The organism is Vibrio sp. 10N.247.311.51 (assembly GCF_041467855.1).
GTDB classification, from domain to species: Bacteria; Pseudomonadota; Gammaproteobacteria; order Enterobacterales; family Vibrionaceae; genus Vibrio; species Vibrio coralliirubri.
On record NZ_JBFSVK010000017.1, the window covers coordinates 50736 to 68515 of the forward strand.

Genomic DNA, 17780 nt, shown 5'->3' on the forward strand with positions numbered 1-17780 from the left:
ATAGTATTCCGTAGAGAGGGATAATGACTAAAGGTATAGATAAATACAGTATCGACAGTACGGATTACACTGTCGGTCAAGATAACGTCCAAAAATGGGGTTTTGATGTTCATAACCCAGTATTTGGTATCAGTGCGGGACTTATCGCTTTGTTCCTGATCGGTGTTCTTATTACAGATACCGCTTCAGCAAAGGCTGCACTAGATGGCGTTAAAGGCCAGATTATCAATTCGTTTGATTGGCTTTTCATCTGGTCGGGTAATATTTTCGTAATTTTTTGCTTGGGCTTGATTGTTTCTCCATACGGCAAAATCCGCCTTGGTGGTGTTGATGCGACGGCAGATTACTCATTCATCTCTTGGCTATCGATGCTGTTTGCCGCAGGTATGGGTATCGGCTTGATGTTCTGGAGTGTGGCTGAGCCTGCTGCTTACTTCACGGGTTGGTTTGAAACTCCGTTAGGTGTTGAACCAAACACACCAGAAGCTGCAAAACTGGCATTGGGTGCAACCATGTATCACTGGGGTCTACACCCTTGGGCGATTTATGGCGTAGTAGCACTGTCACTTGCGTTTTTCTCTTACAACAAGGGACTGCCTCTTTCTATCCGTTCTATCTTTTACCCAATTTTAGGTGATAGAGCTTGGGGCTGGGCAGGTCACATCGTTGATATTCTTGCTGTACTTGCAACACTATTTGGTCTGGCGACATCGTTAGGTCTTGGTGCGCAACAAGCGGCAAGTGGTATTCAGCATGTATTCGGCATTGAAGCGGGCCTAGGTCTGCAAGTTATTGTGATTACAGCGGTGACTTTATTGGCGGTAGTATCAGTACTTCGTGGTATTGATGGTGGCGTTAAAGTTATCAGTAACATCAACATGTTGGTTGCTTTCCTACTGCTTATCTTAGTGGCTCTAATCGGCTACGCGGTGACTTTAGGTTCTATCCCAACAACATTGATGGCATACATTGAAAACATCATTCCGCTAAGTAACCCTCACGGTCGTGAAGATGAAACGTGGATGCACGGTTGGACTGTATTCTACTGGGCTTGGTGGATCTCATGGTCTCCATTCGTAGGTATGTTTATCGCACGTGTTTCTAAAGGTCGTACCGTTCGTGAGTTCATCACAGCAGTACTGATTGTACCGACTACAGTGACTATCATTTGGATGTCAGTATTCGGTGGCATGGCGATTGACCAAATCGTGAATAACGTTGGTATTCTTGGTCAAGACGGCCTAACGGATGTATCACTAGCAATGTTCCAAATGTTTGATGCACTGCCGTTCGGTACTCTGCTTTCAATCATTGCGGTTGTATTGGTTCTAGTATTCTTCATTACATCGTCTGACTCAGGCTCTCTAGTAATCGACAGCATCACCGCTGGTGGTAAAGTTGATACGCCTGTGCCTCAACGTGTGTTCTGGGCGTTCCTAGAAGGTGCTATTGCTGTTGCTCTATTGTGGGTTGGTGGTACTGAAGCAGTACAAGCTCTACAAGCGGGTGCAATCTCGACGGCATTGCCATTCACCATCATTCTATTGCTGATGTGTGTGAGCTTGCTAATGGGTATGCGTACAGAAAAACGCTAGGCTTTTTAAGCTGAAATCTACTGCTATTTATACGCAGTAGAACGGTAAATAATATGAAGGCAGAAGAGGGAACTCTTCTGCCTTTTTTGTTTCTTCTTTACCGTTTTTTCATGTCTCTTTTAACATGTGAAGTGCGATAAAAATTCTAATAACCGTAGAGATAATGCCGCCTTAAATTTGGCGACAAGCCAAGGAATTGACATTAGGTAAGCTTATGGTTTGATTAAAATTATATTCCGATATTAAATTGTGAAATCGCTCGAATTTAATACTGATATTGGGTAGTATGCGCGGGATTTCCCACCACTCGTGAAACTTTGACATGAAACTAACACTAAAGCAGAAGTTGATAGGTGCTAGCCTATCTGCTGTTGTCGTTATGGCTACAGCGTTGACTTGGTTGTCAGCAAACCAATTATTTGAACAGACTCGTAATGGCGTATACCTACGAGCTGAAAGCGTATCTGAAGCAGCATCTGAAGGGATTAAAAACTGGATTGATATCCGCACGGATATCGCATCAGCATTTAATGACTTTTCACGAGAGGATGATGTTGTTCCTTTCCTTAAGCAAGCTCGTGTAGCGGGTGGCTTTGACGATATCTTTTTAGGTACTCCAGAAGGTGGAATGTACCGTTCACACCCTGAACGTAATCGTGCAGATTACGATCCTCGTCAACGTCCTTGGTACCAAGAAGCAAACGCTGCAGGTAAGCAAATCATTACCACGGCTTATCAAGATGCAATCACTAAAGCACTTCTAGTAACGATCGCAGAACCTGTTCGCCACAACGGCCAACTTGTTGGTGTTGTTGGTGCAGACGTACTTATCGACCAATTAGTTAACGATGTAATCAGCCTTGATGTTGGTGACAACGCTTACGCAATGCTCATTGATGCCTCTGACGGCACATTCCTAGCACACCCAGATTCAGCACTAAGCTTGAAGCCAGTAAGCCAGCTTTCAAACGATATCTCTATGCCTATTATCGAAAATGCAGTGCGTACGGGTAGCATCGAGATCATCAAAGAGCGCGGCGCTGACAAGCTGCTTTACTTCACGAAGGTGCCTAACACTAACTGGATCTTCGCGGTTCAGATGGACAAAGCAACAGAAGAAGCGAACCACTCAACGCTACTTACTCAGCTGATCATCACTGCTGTCGTTATTACGCTCATCGTAATCGTACTCGTGTCTTGGTTAGTGAGCTTCCTATTCCGCGACCTAAACCGCGTTTCAGCGGCACTTGAAGAAATTGCTTCAGGTGAGGGTGACCTTACTCAACGTCTTGAGCCTAAGAGCGACGACGAAATTGGTCAGCTTGCTGCAAACTTCAACCGTTTTGTGGGCAACATGCACACCATGGTGATCAAGCTAAGCGAAGTATCTGCTGCGCTGGGCAACCAAGCGCGTCAAACGGCTTCTCAAGCTTAAGAACGTAGTGCTCGTATCCAAATGCAACAAGACGAGATCAACATGGTAGCAACAGCCGTTAACGAAATGGCTGCAGCAACACAAGAGATCGCAGGTAACGCAGACCACACTGCACAGAACTCATCTGAAGCGGTTGGCGCGTGTGAGCACGGTACTGGTCAAGTAACACAGACTCAAAGCTCTATCCAAAACCTTGCTCAAGAAGTTCAAATCGCAACCAACGTGATTCTAGAACTTGAAGAGCACGGCAACAGTATCAACGCTATCTTGTCTAACATTCAAGGTATTGCAGAACAAACTAACCTACTTGCACTTAATGCCGCTATTGAAGCTGCACGTGCCGGTGAGCAAGGTCGTGGTTTCGCAGTAGTTGCGGATGAAGTTCGAGTTCTAAGCCAACGTACACACGGTTCAACGCAAGAAATTCAACAAACGATTGAGTTGCTGCAAGGTACAACAGGCAAAGCGGTTAACATCATGAACGATAGCCGTACACTTGCTGAAACCAGTGTTGATGACGCGAACTCAGCGGCTGCAAGCCTAACGCAAATCCATGCTGCTGTTGAACGCATCAGCGACATGGCAACACAGATTGCTTCTGCTGCAGAAGAGCAAGCGTCAGTAACGTCTGAGATTACTCGTAACACTGAAGGAATCCGTGACGTATCTAACGAGCTAGCAGATGAAGCGCACCAAGCTGCAGAGCAAGCTGCGCAGCTTTCTGAACTGTCTCACGAGCTAGAAAGCGAAATCAGCCGCTTCAAGCTGTAAGCGCTAACAGGTAATTTGAAAGCCGAATGTGAATATCACATTCGGCTTTTTTGTGCGTGCTAGTTAGAGTTGTGACCCAAACTAATTGTTCGGGTAACCTGGAAACTTAGCTTTAAGGGCCGCACGAGTCGGGAAGTACTGCTCCATAAATTTCACCATCGCAGGGTCGTTCGCTTGTAGCTCTGTGAAGGTTGCAGAACTTAACTCTTGCGCGTTGTAACCCTTATAGTTCAGGTCGTAGTAGGCATACAGAGAATAGGCTAGGTACTCTTGGTCGTATGACTCAGCGTCTAAATCAGCTTCAACAATCGTCGAGTCTTTACCGTTTGGAAAGTAAGAGCCGGCAAGAATCGCTTTCTCATTCAGTTCATCTAACTCCTTCTGCATCACACCCCATTTCGATGAAGATGATTGCACCGCTAGGTTCATCACACCGTAATCGTGTACAAAGTGAATGATCTCTTCAAACGCAGCGTCTCTTTGAGTGACTAGATCCGGTTTATTCTCGCCTGTTGTTATGTCAGTAGTTTCAGTCGCGAACAGATCTTGGAAACGGTAATTTTCATCTAAGAAGTCACCGCCATCTCTGTCAGACCAATCTTCATCGTAAAAGAATCCCATGGTCGCTTTGCTGTCGTAAATTGCCTTAGTCACTTCAGCAGGGAAGCTATCAAGGTAGTACTCCATGATGTTCTTAACATGAGCGACTTTTGCCTCTGAATTGTTTGCAGATTTATCTTCGATCAACAGTGGGATCTTGTAGCCATGAGCCTCTACGCAAGTTCGTTGATTGATGCCATTTTTAAGCAGCTCACCCGTTGTATTTGAGATAACAGAACAGTCAGCTGTAGGCACACGTGAGAATGTCTCTGAGGCGCTTTGAGCGAAGGATGGAACAAATTGAATGCCATTGCTCAGAGTGTTACCAACACGAACATAGAGGTTCATAGGCCTCATTTGGTCGATATTAAATTTGATGCCAGTAGCATCAATAATGAATTGCTTATTGATGGTCACGGTATCCGCTTGTTTCCATCGAATGACGTTGTTTATGTCGTTTTCAACCTCAGCAATAGCAAGGTCTTCAAGTGTCTTTGTTGTGTTAAAGTTTTCGTAGTAAATATCGAAATTTTCAACGTTAAACGTCTTACCCGCTGAGTTTGTTGCTGTCACAGAGAAGGTGATATCTGCGTCGCTTTGGGTCTTGTAATTGCGCTCAGGAATGCCGTGGACTTGCGCGAAACTGCCGCTCGCTTTTTGTGTATTACCGTACTGGGTAATATCAATGTTCACGTTCTTGTCTGTACCCGCAGCAATCGATTTCACGCTGAATTGCAGTGAGTAATTACTTCCTAAGCTAACCACTGAGCTAGCGCTTGATGCGTCGATGACATTCTTTGATGCTTTACCGTCGCTACTTCCGCCACACGCGGTGAGCATCGTAGTCAGAACTAGAGTTGGAATTGTGAGTTTGTATACCATAGGGGACCAAGTTATCTGCAAGCTATAAAGCCAGCATGTTACAAGAAATGGCATTTGCTCTTAGTAAGCTTTTGTAAGTAATGTATTAATAGTGCTTACAAATAAGCAACAAGTGATTGGCGGAGGTTATTTGTTTGGGCTGCTCGATACTAGAATCACAGACAACAAAAAGCCCGAGTATAAACTCGGGCTTTGAATGGTTTTCTTTATAACTTATGAAGGAGCTAGATTGCCTGACGAAGTTGGAAGTAACGTCCTTCTTCGTTTAATAGCTTCTCGTGAGAGCCGTTTTCAACGATCTCGCCTTGTTCAATCAGAACAATAGAATCCATCGATTCCAGACCAATCAAACGGTGCGTGATGAAGATAACCGTCTTGCCTTCGAAGTGCTTCTCGAACAGCGTCATGATGCTTTGCTCTGTTTGCTTATCTAAGCCTTCTGTTGGCTCATCTAGAAGCAGGATAGGAGCATCATGAAGAATCGCACGTGCGATACCAATACGGCGCTTCTCACCACCAGACAGTTGACGACCACCATCACCTAACCAGCTATCAAGCGCGTTATTCTCAAGCAGCTTTTCTAGGCCAACGTCTTTTAAGATATTCGCTAAGTGATCATCGGTTGCTTCTGGTCTTGCAATCAACAAGTTGTCACGCAAAGTACCATTTAGAATGTCGACACGTTGGCTTACCACACTGATTGATTCACGAAGCTGTGATTCATTCCACTGAGTCAGTTCAATGCCCGCAATTGAGATGTAACCCTTCTTAGGATCCCAGTAGCGAGTCAGAAGCTGAATCAGTGTTGATTTACCAGAACCCGTTTGACCCACAATCGCAACCTTGTTCGTTGCAGGGATCGTTAGGTCGACAGCGTTCAGAACATTGCGCTCAGAATCAGGGTAGTTGAACGTCACGTTTGAGAACGTAATATCCAGCGGCTTGTTGATGTCGAGCTTCTCTTCAGCAAACTGAACTTCAGGCTCAGACAGAATCACTTCGTTCAAGCGACGTGCAGAAGACAGAGTTTGACCTAAATGCTGGAACGCGCCTGCGATTGGCATTAATAGTTCAAAACTAGCCATGGTTGCGAATGCCATTAGCGCGATGAACGGATCTGGTGCATTACCACCCACGCCGTCAGCCGCAAGCCAAAGCATAAGAACCAGCGTCAAACCGTTGAACAACATTAGCGCTGCTGAAGCCATGCCGGTTAGGTTAGCGTTCACAAACTGATTCGCCATCAGCTTGCGTTGCGTTTCTAGAATCGCATTACGGTAACGCTCTTCCGCACCAAACAGAGTCAGTTCGCTGTAGCCTTCAATCCAATCTAGCGTCGTTACACGAAGATCCGCTTTGTTTTGTGTCAGCTCACCACCGTTACGTTTACCCAGCTTGTAGAACAAGATTGGCCAAACCAACAGCATGATAAGAAGGATAGAACCTAAGATTAAACCTAGTGAGCTATCGAACCACATCAAGAACAGAGTCAGGAAGAAGATCCCGAACACACCGACGGTCACTGGGCTTACTAAGCGCAAGTACACGTGGTCCATGGCGTCGACATCAGCAACCAAACGGTTCAGTAGGTCAGCGTCACGAAGGTTTGAGATACGACCTGGGATGAGCGGAGCCAGCTTCTTGAAGAAGAAGATACGCAGATCAGTTAACAGTTTGAATGTCGCATTGTGGCTAACAACACGTTCACCCCAACGACCCGCTGTTCGGCTCATTGCCAAACCACGTACACCACCACCTGGTAGCATGTAGTTGAAGGTTTCACGCGCAATCGTAAGGCCAGCAACCGCAGAAGCTGAAATGAACCAACCTGATAGCGTTAACAAGCCGATAGAAGCCGACAGAGTAGCAAAAGCCAATAGCATGCCTAGCGATAGGCCAAACCAATGCTTTTTATAGAGTTTCAGGTAAGGCAGTAAATCACGCATCTAAATTACCCTTATTATCTTGTTGAGCTAAGTTCGCGTTAAGCATCTCTTCGAATAAACCACCCGCAGTCGAAAGCTGAGAGTAATGACCTTGTTCAACAAGACCACCATCGCGCATAACCAGAATGTTATCGACCGATTGAAGCGGGGCAAGTTGGTGCGTCACAAGTAGGGCAGTGCGGCTTTCGATGTTGCTATTAATGCCTTTCATTACCAACTGTTCGCTACGAGTATCTAGGCTGGCTGTGGGTTCATCTAATAACCAGAACTGACCGTCTTGAATCATTGCGCGAGCCAGAGCCAAACGCTGAGATTGACCCACAGACAGACCGCCAGAGCGATCAGAGATCATGTAATCCAAGCCGTGCTCAGTTACGAATTCGTTAGCAAAAGACTGCTCAAGTGCATTCTCGACAACTTGGTCAGTGATATCGTGCTTACCTAGGGTGACGTTGTCACGAATTGTGCCATGCAGTAGCAACGGGTTTTGACCAACCCAACTAATCGTTTTACGCCAAGAGGCTAAGTCTAGGTCACGCAGTTCAATTCCATTGATTTTCAAGCTTCCTTTATAAGGCATGAAACCAAGAATGGCATTAATCAAACTTGTCTTACCCGCACCACTTGGGCCAACTAACGCAGTCGATTGACGAGTGTTCAAGGCGAACGAAATAGGGCCAACCAATTGAACACCTTCAGGGCTCAATACTTTCAGATCTTGAGCTTCAATATTGATGCCTTGAGCCGGATCGAGCTGAGTGTCGCCTGATTTAACCTTAGTGATGTCGGTTTCTAGGAACTCGACAATACTTTCGGCTGCGCCAACCGCTTGTTGTTTCGCATGGTAGAAAGTACCTAAATCACGCAGAGGTTGGTAAAACTCTGGCGCCAAGATAAGGATAAACAAACCTGCGAATAGCGTAATGCCAGCGCCGTAGTGGCCGAAGTTAAGCTCACCAATGTAGGTGAAACCAAAGTAAACCGCTGTCATTGCGATAGAGATCGACGTGAAGAACTCAAGGACAGCAGAAGACAAGAAAGCGATTTTCAACACATCCATGGTACGCGTTCTGAACACTTCAGATGCACCTTTAAGTACCTCTGTTTCAGCGTTAGTGCGATCAAATAGACGGATGGTTGTCATTGACTGCAAACGGTCGTAAAAGTGACCAGAAAGACGTTGCAGTGCTTTGAAGTTTTTACGGTTTGCGTCGGCTGCTTTCATACCCACAAGTGCCATGAACATCGGCACCAGTGGAGCAGTAATCAAGAAGATCAGTCCCGCTGCCCAGTTAACTGGGAACACCACAACCAAAATAATGAATGGAATCATTACCGATAAAGACATCTGAGGTAAGTAACGAGAGAAGAAGTCTTGCATGTCTTCTACTTGTTCTAGTAATAGGGTTGCCCATGTACCCGCAGGTTTGCCTTTGATATAAGCAGGGCCTAACTCACGTAACTTATCAAGGATGAGTTGCCTGATGTAGACACGGATCTGTTCACCACAGCGATAACCTGCGATCTCACGTCCCCATGTACAGCCAGCACGGCCAACGACCGATAATGCCAAGCCTGCGAAATGACCAACCAGTTCAGATTTATCGACATTCTCGATGATCAGCTGGTGAAGAATAGAGGCGAGAAGAGCTGCTTGAGCAATTAAAAACACGCTTGAAAGTACGCCAAGGCTAATCGCAATCATAAGCCAGCGTTTCGCTAACTTACTCTGTTGCTTAAGCCACTTGTTCAAGCTGCGTTGTTTTTTCTTATCCATTATGAAGGCTTAATGATAATTATTATTTGTTGAGGGCGGGTAGTATACAAAAGAAAGCCCAGTGGATATACCGCTGGGCTCTAGGGATTTACAACAAATTGTGATGATGCCCTGCATCTACTGAGGCGAGAGCTCCGATAATCAAATCTGCAATCTCAGATTTACTTATCGTTAAGGCCATCTAGGAAGCGTTCAGCATCCAATGCAGCCATGCAACCTGTGCCTGCAGAAGTAATTGCTTGGCGGTAGTTGTGGTCCATTACATCACCTGCAGCGAATACGCCTGGGATGCTGGTTTGTGTTGCGTTACCTTCAAGACCAGACTGAACGATGATGTAGTCATCTTTCATGTCCACTTGGCCTTTGAAGATTTCAGTGTTTGGTTGGTGACCGATAGCAATGAATGCTCCCATTACTTCGATGTCTTCTGTCTTGTCAGACTGAGTATCTTTAATACGAACGCCAGTTACGCCCATATCGTCGCCCAGAACTTCGTCTAGCGTGCGGTCAGTGTGAAGAACAATGTTGCCGTTCTCTACTTTGTCCATTAAACGCTTCACTAGGATCTTTTCAGCGCGGAACGTGTCACGGCGGTGAACTAGGTGAACTTCAGACGCGATGTTAGACAGGTAAAGTGCTTCTTCAACAGCCGTGTTACCACCACCAACTACCGCCACTTTCTGGTTGCGGTAGAAGAAACCATCACACGTTGCACAAGCAGAAACGCCACGGCCTTTAAATGCTTCTTCAGAATCCAAACCTAAGTACTTAGCCGATGCACCCGTAGAGATGATCAATGCATCACACGTGTACTCGCCTGAATCGCCTTTAAGACGGAAAGGGCGGTTAGATAGGTCGACTTCGTTGATGTGGTCGAACAGGATCTCTGTTTCAAAGCGCTCTGCGTGCTCTTTCATGCGATCCATCAGTGCTGGACCCGTTAAACCTTCAGCATCACCCGGCCAGTTTTCTACTTCTGTTGTGGTTGTAAGCTGACCACCTTGCTGCATACCGGTAACCAGTACTGGGTTTAGGTTTGCACGAGCAGCGTAAACTGCAGCTGTATAGCCAGCAGGGCCAGAACCAAGAATCAATAAATTACAGTGCTTTACGTCGCTCATGAGGACTCCGAAATTGAAATTGTTTTTATTTATAATCGCTTAGGATTGTATGGAAAATATGGAGGCAATAAAAGTGTAAACAAGGGCTGAAGTGTAATTAATCGTTATACGTTAGAACTTAATGGAGACAAACGTTTTCGTGGCTGGAAGATCGCCTAAACCACCGTCTTCTTCAAGAATTGTTGCTGCCGCCTTTTCGATTTCGAACCGCCATATCAAAATACGCTCAAATAACTGTATATAAAAACAGTATTTAACTATAAGATTATAGGCAAAGTTAGAAATATGAGGAACGAGCAATGAACTTACTCCCAACAGGCACACAGCTAGGTAAATTGGAACTACTGGAAGTGTATCAAGACGTCTTAGGGCCGAAGTGTTTCTCGGTTAAGAATGAAAACACCCAAAGGTTCATGGTGTATTGGAGTGGGGATTACGACAACGGCCAATGCATTAAGTGGGCTTACATTCCGGTCACCAAGCCATTGCTAGCCAGCTTGCTAAACAAAGAAATGAGCTTTCACGATGCGTTCCACCGATCTGACAAGCTTTACTTAGCGACTATCTACACAAACGAAGTAGGGAAGCCCGCGAAAGTCGAACTGCTAAACACAACGAACAAGCATTTAGTAAACCTACCGCCCGTTGATTTTGAAATCGACCTTGAAGAAGCTTGTGTGAGTTAAGTTTTCCATTTTTCTCACCTGATGTCACTAAATTGAGTTGGCGTTAGTGGAATTGCAATGTTTATAGGTAAGGCTTATAAACATAGAATGGTTGTTTAATGGGCTGTTAATCTTCCTTTATTAGCTTTCTACGATTTTATCGGTAGAATGCGCCAGTCAGATTATTGTTAGGTTTTGTGGTTTATGAGTGCAATTGATTTATTCGCAGGGGCAGGTGGTTTTAGCTTAGCAGCTCATCAAGCTGGTCTTGATGTGTTAGCGGCTATAGAGCTAGATGCGTCTGCGGCTCATACATACCAAAAAAACATAATTGAAAGACTAGAGCAGAAAACCAAGCTGCTCAATGGTGACATCTTAAAGATAGATCCCTCTGAACTTAGGAAAGAACTTGGCCTTAAAAAGGGCGAGTTACAGCTGATTCTTGGTGGTCCTCCTTGCCAAGGCTTCTCAAGCCACAGAATAAAAGATGCAGGGGTAGATGACCCTCGTAACAAACTCTTATTACGCTACTACGACTTTGTTGAAGAATTTCAGCCTAAGGCGTTTCTTGTTGAAAACGTTGCTGGCTTATTCTGGAAAAAGCATGCCTCTTACCTAGAGAAGTTCAAGCAGCTTGCTGAAGACAATGGCTACGTCATACATTTCTGCGATACGTTAAACGCAAAAGACTACGGGACTCCCCAAAACCGTAAACGTGCGTTTATTCTCGGTGTTCGAGAAAACGTGAAACGTGACGAGTTAACTTTTCCACCGGCACCAGAGTTCTTTAATCCCAATTCTAAAGAAGTGAAAGAGCAAAATCAGAAGCCTTGGAAAACAGCATCTACCGTATTTGAACCACTCACTGCAGAGCTGATAGAACAATATATAGAGAAGCATTTTCGCCCACATACTAAGTTATCGGATGATGAAGCCAGAACATTACTTCGAGGCTTAGAGTCGGATAACCCTGTAGATGAAGATGACCCTTGTAATGTTCATATGAAGCCGACGGAAAAGATGCAAAGGCGTTTTAGATCGACTCGTTTAAATGGTAGCCGAATGGATGCAGATCCAGAGTTTGAACTTAAGTGCCATGCGAATGGCTACGGTGGGCATAAAGATGTATACGGTAGAGTGATAATTCACACACCATCAAACACCATGACGACTGGTTGTAATAATCCATCAAAAGGTCGTTTTGTACACCCTTGGAAGCACCATGGGTTCACATTGCGCCATGCTGCTCGATTTCAAACATTCCCCGATGATTACATTTTTACGGGCAGTACAACTGATCAAGCCAAGCAAATTGGCAACGCAGTTCCCACAATACTCGGTTATAAGCTCATATATGCGATTATAAATGGATTGAAATAGAAAAAGTGCCTACAATGTTAGGCACTTTTTTTTATTCGTAACCATTTGATATGAACCAGAATTCGACCAGAAAATCGGTTTCGTTTAAAGCTCAAGCTCGAACGATTGACCACCTCGGTAAAGGGCAAATTGCTGATGCACCTACAGCCATCAGCGAGCTTTGGAAAAACTCTTACGATGCCTACGCCCGAGACGTAGCTCTTCACCTATTCGATGGTGATGTTAAATGCGGTGCCATTATTGACAATGGTTGCGGCATGACTTTTGACCAACTTAGTAATAGTTGGATAACCATCGGCACAGCTTCAAAAACAAAGAAAGACCTTCTACCTCCGGAAGACCGTTTTGGATTAAAGCCTCGCTATACTCAAGGCGAAAAGGGGATTGGAAGGCTTTCTACAGCTTTTCTCGCTCCCGTTACGTTAATTGTAACTAAAAAGGCTAACTCTCGTTTTTCTGCGGCATTAATCGATTGGCGTTTATTTGAAAATACTTATCTTGGTTTGCATGATATCAAAGTGCCAATGCAAGAGTTTGACGACTTAGAATTGCTTCCCGAGGTTTGTAAAGGCTTCCAAGACGACATGCTGAATAATTTAGCGTTCGAACCACATACTGAAGATGAGAAGATTCTACGTCATATGTGGCAGCGCTTCACTGAAGATGAAAAAGATGCATTTGAATTACGTCACAACCCAAAAGACACCGATGTTTTTGTTTCGACACAAGAAAAGGTACGTTCATTATGCGAGACTTTTGAATTAGACCCGAATAGTGTTAATTCATGGAAAAAGCTGCTGGAAAAAACCGAAAGTAATGGTGAGGGTCAGCATGGAACCGCGCTATTTCTTTTTGACTTAAACCGGGACCTTTCATTACTAACTAATCGCGGGGATATGAGTGGAAAAGCTCAAGAATATATAGCGATTAAAGAGGATGTAGTCGATACGCTAAGAGCCTTTGTCGATCCCTTTCAGGAAAAAGCTTGGGATGAGAATATTGCTAAATATGAATCGAGCTCTCTGGCTACATGTTGGCTTTATGAAGATTTTAATTATTCAATTGTTCCATTCGAACAGGATGGTACGGCTTCAAGTTCCGTTGAAAGCATCATTAGTGGTGATGACGTTTTTGGTCTTGCTGAATTTGAATCTCTAGAGCATCAAGTCGTCGGAAAAGTAGACGAAAAGGGTTGGTTCCGAGGCAATGTCATTGCTTTCGGGAAGGAATATACAGATGTCACGTTTCCTTGCCGTACTCCGGGTATGGACGAATTTACCAAGGCTGGAGGATTCGATATAAGGTTAGGGACGTTTGAACTCGAGCTTGCTAAGACTACACACTCAAAAGAAGAATATGACTTATTGAAGAAGCAAGCAGCTAAGTTCTCTGGCTTTATGGTCTTTCGAGATGGTTTGCGTGTACTGCCTTATGGGCGACCTGATAATGATTTTTTTGAAATTGAAGAAAATCGAAGTAAAAGTGCAGGTCGTTATTATTGGGCATCTCGACGTCTGTTTGGTCATGTTTCACTAGATCAAAAAGCAAATCAGCGTTTAAAAGACAAAGCTGGTCGGGAGGGTTTTGTTAGAAACCAAGCCGCTCGTGAACTCAAAGTAATAGTAAAATCACTGTTGCTTCAGCTTGCTGATAAATTTTTTGGTGGTAAATCTGAAGAACGTAAAATTTTGCTTGAACAACTTTCTAAAGATAAGAAAAAGCAAGTTAAGGCTCGAAACACCTCCGCTCGTATATCAAAAACAACGTTTACAGAGTCGATCGACGCAAATCTACCGAAGCTTAATCAACGTGTTGCATCCGCTCGGAATGTTTATCAGGAACTAAACGACGAAATAAAGTTTTCTCTTCATCATTTTGATGAGTTGGTAACCAAAGTTAATGCTCTAGAGGAGGTTCTTCCAGACCTTAAAACACCAAATAAACCCGCAAAGATGGACGAGTTATTGGAAGAACAGTACCGAGCCTATCGAGATTTATTTGGCGAATTCGGGGAGCTCTTGCAAACATGTAGAGAACGTTTGAACAAGCTAGAAGCGGTTGCTCAACAACGCAGCCCTATAGAAAGCGCGCAGAATAAATATGACGCTAGTGAGGCTTCAATAGCTAGGCAGGTAAACAAATACACCAATGCAATAGAAAAAACGCTTGATCGTGTACAAAATACTTGGCGAAAAGAAGCTAGGAATGACAAAGAGCAGTATGAGGCTCAAGCACTTGTATTATTGGATTCAGTAACCAACTCAAGTGATATCGAATTTGAGTTGAATGCACTAGATAAAATATATCGTGAGCTTTCCGACGATATATCAACTAAATATGAAGGTTTTTTACGAGCTCTTAGCAAGCTAGAACAAGGTGTAGATATTGAATCTGCATTCACTCTAGCGGAAGAAGAACGGGTAAAAGCTGAGCAAGAAATTAACCAAATACGTAGTTTGGCACAATCAGGAATTAGCTTTGAAATACTTGCACATGAGCTAGCATCGCAAGATAAGACCGTAACGCGTTCGCTCAATTCTATGAGTAGCAATGCAAGAGAAGAACTTGGATTTAAAAATGCGATGAAAGCGCATAAACAGTTTACGAACTACCTACGCTTTTTGTCACCACTCAAACTTTCTGGCTATCAACAAAGAGACGATATCTCGGGGATAGAAATAATTAAGAACATAGAGAAGTTTTTTAATCAGCAGTTTGAGAAGCAAAATGTACATTTAGAATTTGGTGACGCATTCAAACGTATGTATGTCACTGATGTACAGTCACGTATTATCCCTGTGTTTATTAACTTATTGAATAATGCCCTTTACTGGGTTGGTTTAGCTGAGAATAAACGTATCGTAAAAGTAGATATCGTTGATAACTTTGTTGTTATTGCTAATAATGGACCAGTTATAGATCCCGATGATATAGGAAACTTATTCCAGTTGTTTTATAGCCGAAGACCAAGTGGTAATGGGGTAGGGTTATATCTTTCAAAGCAGAACTTAGCAGTTGCACGCCATCAAATTTGGTACGCAGAAAAGCCAGAAGAAAAACTGATTCAAGATGGCGCTAACTTTGTAATTAAATTTCGCGGGATGGAAGTAAGATAATGCCAGAGCTATATAAAAATAAAATCGTACAAGCATTTCGTGATAATGCCATTAAATCAGTTTTGTTAATTGATGATGAATACTTGCCATATGAAAAGCTAGCTGAATTTTATGTTGGCGCTTTACATGCTCTCGATGAAAAGTTGCTGGGTGTCTTACACGATGTTCCAAATGAAGTCGATCTTCTGAGAGGGCAGTTGACTGACATTCGCGAAGTTATAGCTGCTGCAGATCAAGATCTTATGTTTTCGGAAGTCGCTAAGAACTTCGTCGAATTTTTTCATGGACGCCAGCTTATTTGCGATGTTGAAAATCAGACGCTAAACCTCGATAGCGACAAAGTCCGTAAAAGTGACTTGATCATACTGGATTATCACCTGAGTAAAATTGGAGATAATCGTGCGGAGAAATCTCTGAGTCTAGTTAGCGAATTGAGCACCAGTAAACATATGAATACTGTGGTCATATATACAGCAGAACCGCTAAAGAAAGTCTGGGATGAGGTCGCGTCAACGCTTCGTGGTAGTGTAAAAGTCGCGCCAGTCGATTTCTTTAATGACCAAGCACTTAAAGTTCAGTGGGATAACAATAGTGAACAATGGTTGTCAGAATGGGCAGGTATAACGAACAGAACAATCCAGGCTAAATTTATTAAAGGTGATTGTAACATTGAATTGTTGACTCAAGAACTGTCAATTATTTGTGAAGGCGAAGGATACAACCTACCTAATAAAAAGCACGTTGAGTGGATGCTTGAGCTTAGTGTACGTGAGCGCAATAGAAATGATTGTGATCTATCGGGTCTTAAGGTTCATGGCAATGATGAGATGTGGTTACAGGCTGGTGAAGTGTTTGTCGTTTTGTGTGAAAAAAAGCGGTTAGATGAACAAAGCGGTGAATACAGAGATGTAACCCCTACGGAAGTTTGGGAGCAGGTTCGAATAGCTCTCGAAAATTGGTACCCTAATTTTTATCGTGTGGTTCTTTCAGAAGTACAGAACCAAATAGAAGATTCTAATTTCTCGATGGCGAAAGTCCTAGGCAAGTCTCAACATGAACAGGTTGCGCTCTTATGGTCTATTTTGAAAGAAAATCCAACCTCTCAATTGAAGATATCGGAAGACTTGTTACGAAGAGTGCTCGAAGATGTTTCTGAAACTTTAATTTGTAGGGAAAATAGAGCTGTTCCTAATTTTATCAAAGAGTTAGCTAATAGCACATTACACGAATCATTAGATTTTGTTGAGCTCACTAACCGTACTCGAAATGAGCATAAAGCATTTATAACGAGTGCGGTTGAAAGAGCTAAACTAAACAACCTAGCTTGCGAAGCGGAGTTCAATAGTGAGTATTGTCAAAATGTTGTCCATGCTCTAAATGAACGTACGACAACGAAAACAGATTTACCTACTTATATAACTACTGGCACAGTTCTAAAATCAAAGAAGCGTGGGAAAGTTCGTTGGTTTATGTGCGTAACTCCAAGTTGCGACACAGTACCGGAGCAAAAAAATGCTGATAATGCAGCTCAATTAGATCCTCATCGTTTACTGACTTTCGCTAAGCTAGAAGAAGTTGATGTTGTAGAGGCATTGAGTAATGCTCATCAATCCTCATATGTGTTTATTTCGGACAATGATGTTCGGATTGCATTAACAGTCATCGACCCTGTGTCGAAACAGCCCGATTTAGTTAAGTTGGTGATTGTTAATCATAATCACCGAGGTTTAAGCTGCGAAGGTATAAAGGCGCTTAAATTAAAAAATCAAAACGAAGGTGTGCAGACTGAAGAGCTGACAATGATCCCAATTTCTCAGCTTGAAAGTAGTTACGCTGCCCGTTATCAAGCTGTGCAAAGTCATCATGAAGGGCGTATCGGTGTTGATTTTGTTACTGCGGATTTTAGAACGGATTAAGATAATGTCTCGTCCTAAAATACGTTGACGATTTTAGTAAGCCAGTAACGCAAGTTGCTGGCTTTTTTCATGCATCTTATTTGGCGTATTCATACCTAGGCTGAGATGTGGCCTCACGCTTTTCTCTCTTATAGACACACTGACGAGATATATAGAGCAATGAACAAGCTTTACTTAAGCTTACTTTCTTCTCTTTTTGAAGGCCTCTTGCTCCTTCGCTATATACTTTTTTCTTAGCGACATCCCGTGCTCAGCATCAAGAATATCAACAACCCTATTGAGAAGAAGACATCTGAGACGTTCATCTTCAAGCTCTTGTTCAAGTCGTTTTATTTTTTGGACCAGCGTTTCATTCGCTCTCGGTGATTTAGGCATCGTGCTCTTCCTTGGATTGTTTGTCCAATCCAATTTCCCATGCTTTCTTAACCAAGTAAGAACGGTCGAACGACCTTGTATGTCGTAAATTGATTGGGCTTGTTTATAGGTCATGTCGCCTGTCTACAACCTGTAATTTAAAGCCTAGTGTGTAATCACGCTGAGTGCGCTTAACGTAGTGTTTATTTGGAATGGTCATCA

Annotated in this window: 9 protein-coding genes and 2 pseudogenes; 6 read left to right on the top strand and 5 right to left on the bottom strand. The window is 43.5% G+C overall.

What is annotated here, in order from left to right:
* The first annotated feature begins 23 nt into the window (after positions 1–23).
* Positions 24–1595 carry a BCCT family transporter gene (locus tag AB6E85_RS15785; protein ID WP_048607163.1) on the top strand — a complete coding sequence of 524 codons (1572 nt, stop codon included), beginning with the start codon at positions 24–26 and terminating at the stop codon, positions 1593–1595.
* 322 nt (positions 1596–1917) lie between these two features.
* Positions 1918–3801: pseudogene (locus AB6E85_RS15790) on the top strand (methyl-accepting chemotaxis protein).
* An 81-nt stretch (positions 3802–3882) separates the two neighbouring features.
* On the opposite strand, the gene AB6E85_RS15795 reads toward AB6E85_RS15790, so the two are convergent.
* The 4 genes from AB6E85_RS15795 to trxB form a co-directional block, all read right to left on the bottom strand.
* Entirely contained in the window at positions 3883–5283 is a 1401-nt protein-coding gene (locus tag AB6E85_RS15795) for a hypothetical protein (protein ID WP_372143183.1), read from the bottom strand.
* 224 nt (positions 5284–5507) lie between these two features.
* A complete protein-coding gene (cydC, locus tag AB6E85_RS15800; RefSeq protein ID WP_050652177.1) occupies positions 5508–7229 on the bottom strand; it encodes a heme ABC transporter ATP-binding protein/permease CydC in 1722 nt (573 codons plus the stop codon).
* Positions 7222–9006, bottom strand: coding sequence for a heme ABC transporter permease/ATP-binding protein CydD (gene cydD / locus AB6E85_RS15805; RefSeq protein WP_372143184.1), 1785 nt, complete (start codon positions 9004–9006; stop codon positions 7222–7224). The genes cydC and cydD overlap by 8 nt, the downstream gene beginning before the upstream one ends.
* A gap of 161 nt (positions 9007–9167) precedes the next feature.
* The gene (gene trxB, locus AB6E85_RS15810; RefSeq protein WP_004733400.1) at positions 9168–10127 is read right to left on the bottom strand and encodes a thioredoxin-disulfide reductase; all 960 of its coding nucleotides are present in this window, start codon (positions 10125–10127) and stop codon (positions 9168–9170) included.
* Between the two features lie 299 nt (positions 10128–10426).
* Here trxB and AB6E85_RS15815 point away from each other — a divergent pair, with 299 nt between their 5' ends.
* The 4 genes from AB6E85_RS15815 (at position 10427) to AB6E85_RS15830 (ending at position 17204) form a co-directional block, all read left to right on the top strand.
* Complete coding sequence (locus AB6E85_RS15815; protein ID WP_372143185.1) at positions 10427–10813, top strand: DUF6575 domain-containing protein; 387 nt, start codon at positions 10427–10429, stop codon at positions 10811–10813.
* 183 nt (positions 10814–10996) lie between these two features.
* Positions 10997–12172: a DNA cytosine methyltransferase gene (locus AB6E85_RS15820; RefSeq protein ID WP_372143186.1), complete on the top strand. Its 1176-nt coding sequence runs from the start codon at positions 10997–10999 to the stop codon at positions 12170–12172.
* Positions 12173–12222: 50 nt separating this feature from the next.
* Positions 12223–15288 carry an ATP-binding protein gene (locus AB6E85_RS15825; protein ID WP_372143187.1) on the top strand — a complete coding sequence of 1022 codons (3066 nt, stop codon included), beginning with the start codon at positions 12223–12225 and terminating at the stop codon, positions 15286–15288.
* Positions 15288–17204: a response regulator receiver domain gene (locus tag AB6E85_RS15830; protein WP_372143188.1), complete on the top strand. Its 1917-nt coding sequence runs from the start codon at positions 15288–15290 to the stop codon at positions 17202–17204. The genes AB6E85_RS15825 and AB6E85_RS15830 overlap by 1 nt, the downstream gene beginning before the upstream one ends.
* Positions 17205–17319: 115 nt before the next feature.
* Here the strand turns inward: AB6E85_RS15830 and AB6E85_RS15835 are convergent.
* A pseudogene (locus AB6E85_RS15835) lies at positions 17320–17778 on the bottom strand (IS3 family transposase); the annotation flags it as partial.
* Between the last annotated feature and the right edge of the window lie 2 nt (positions 17779–17780).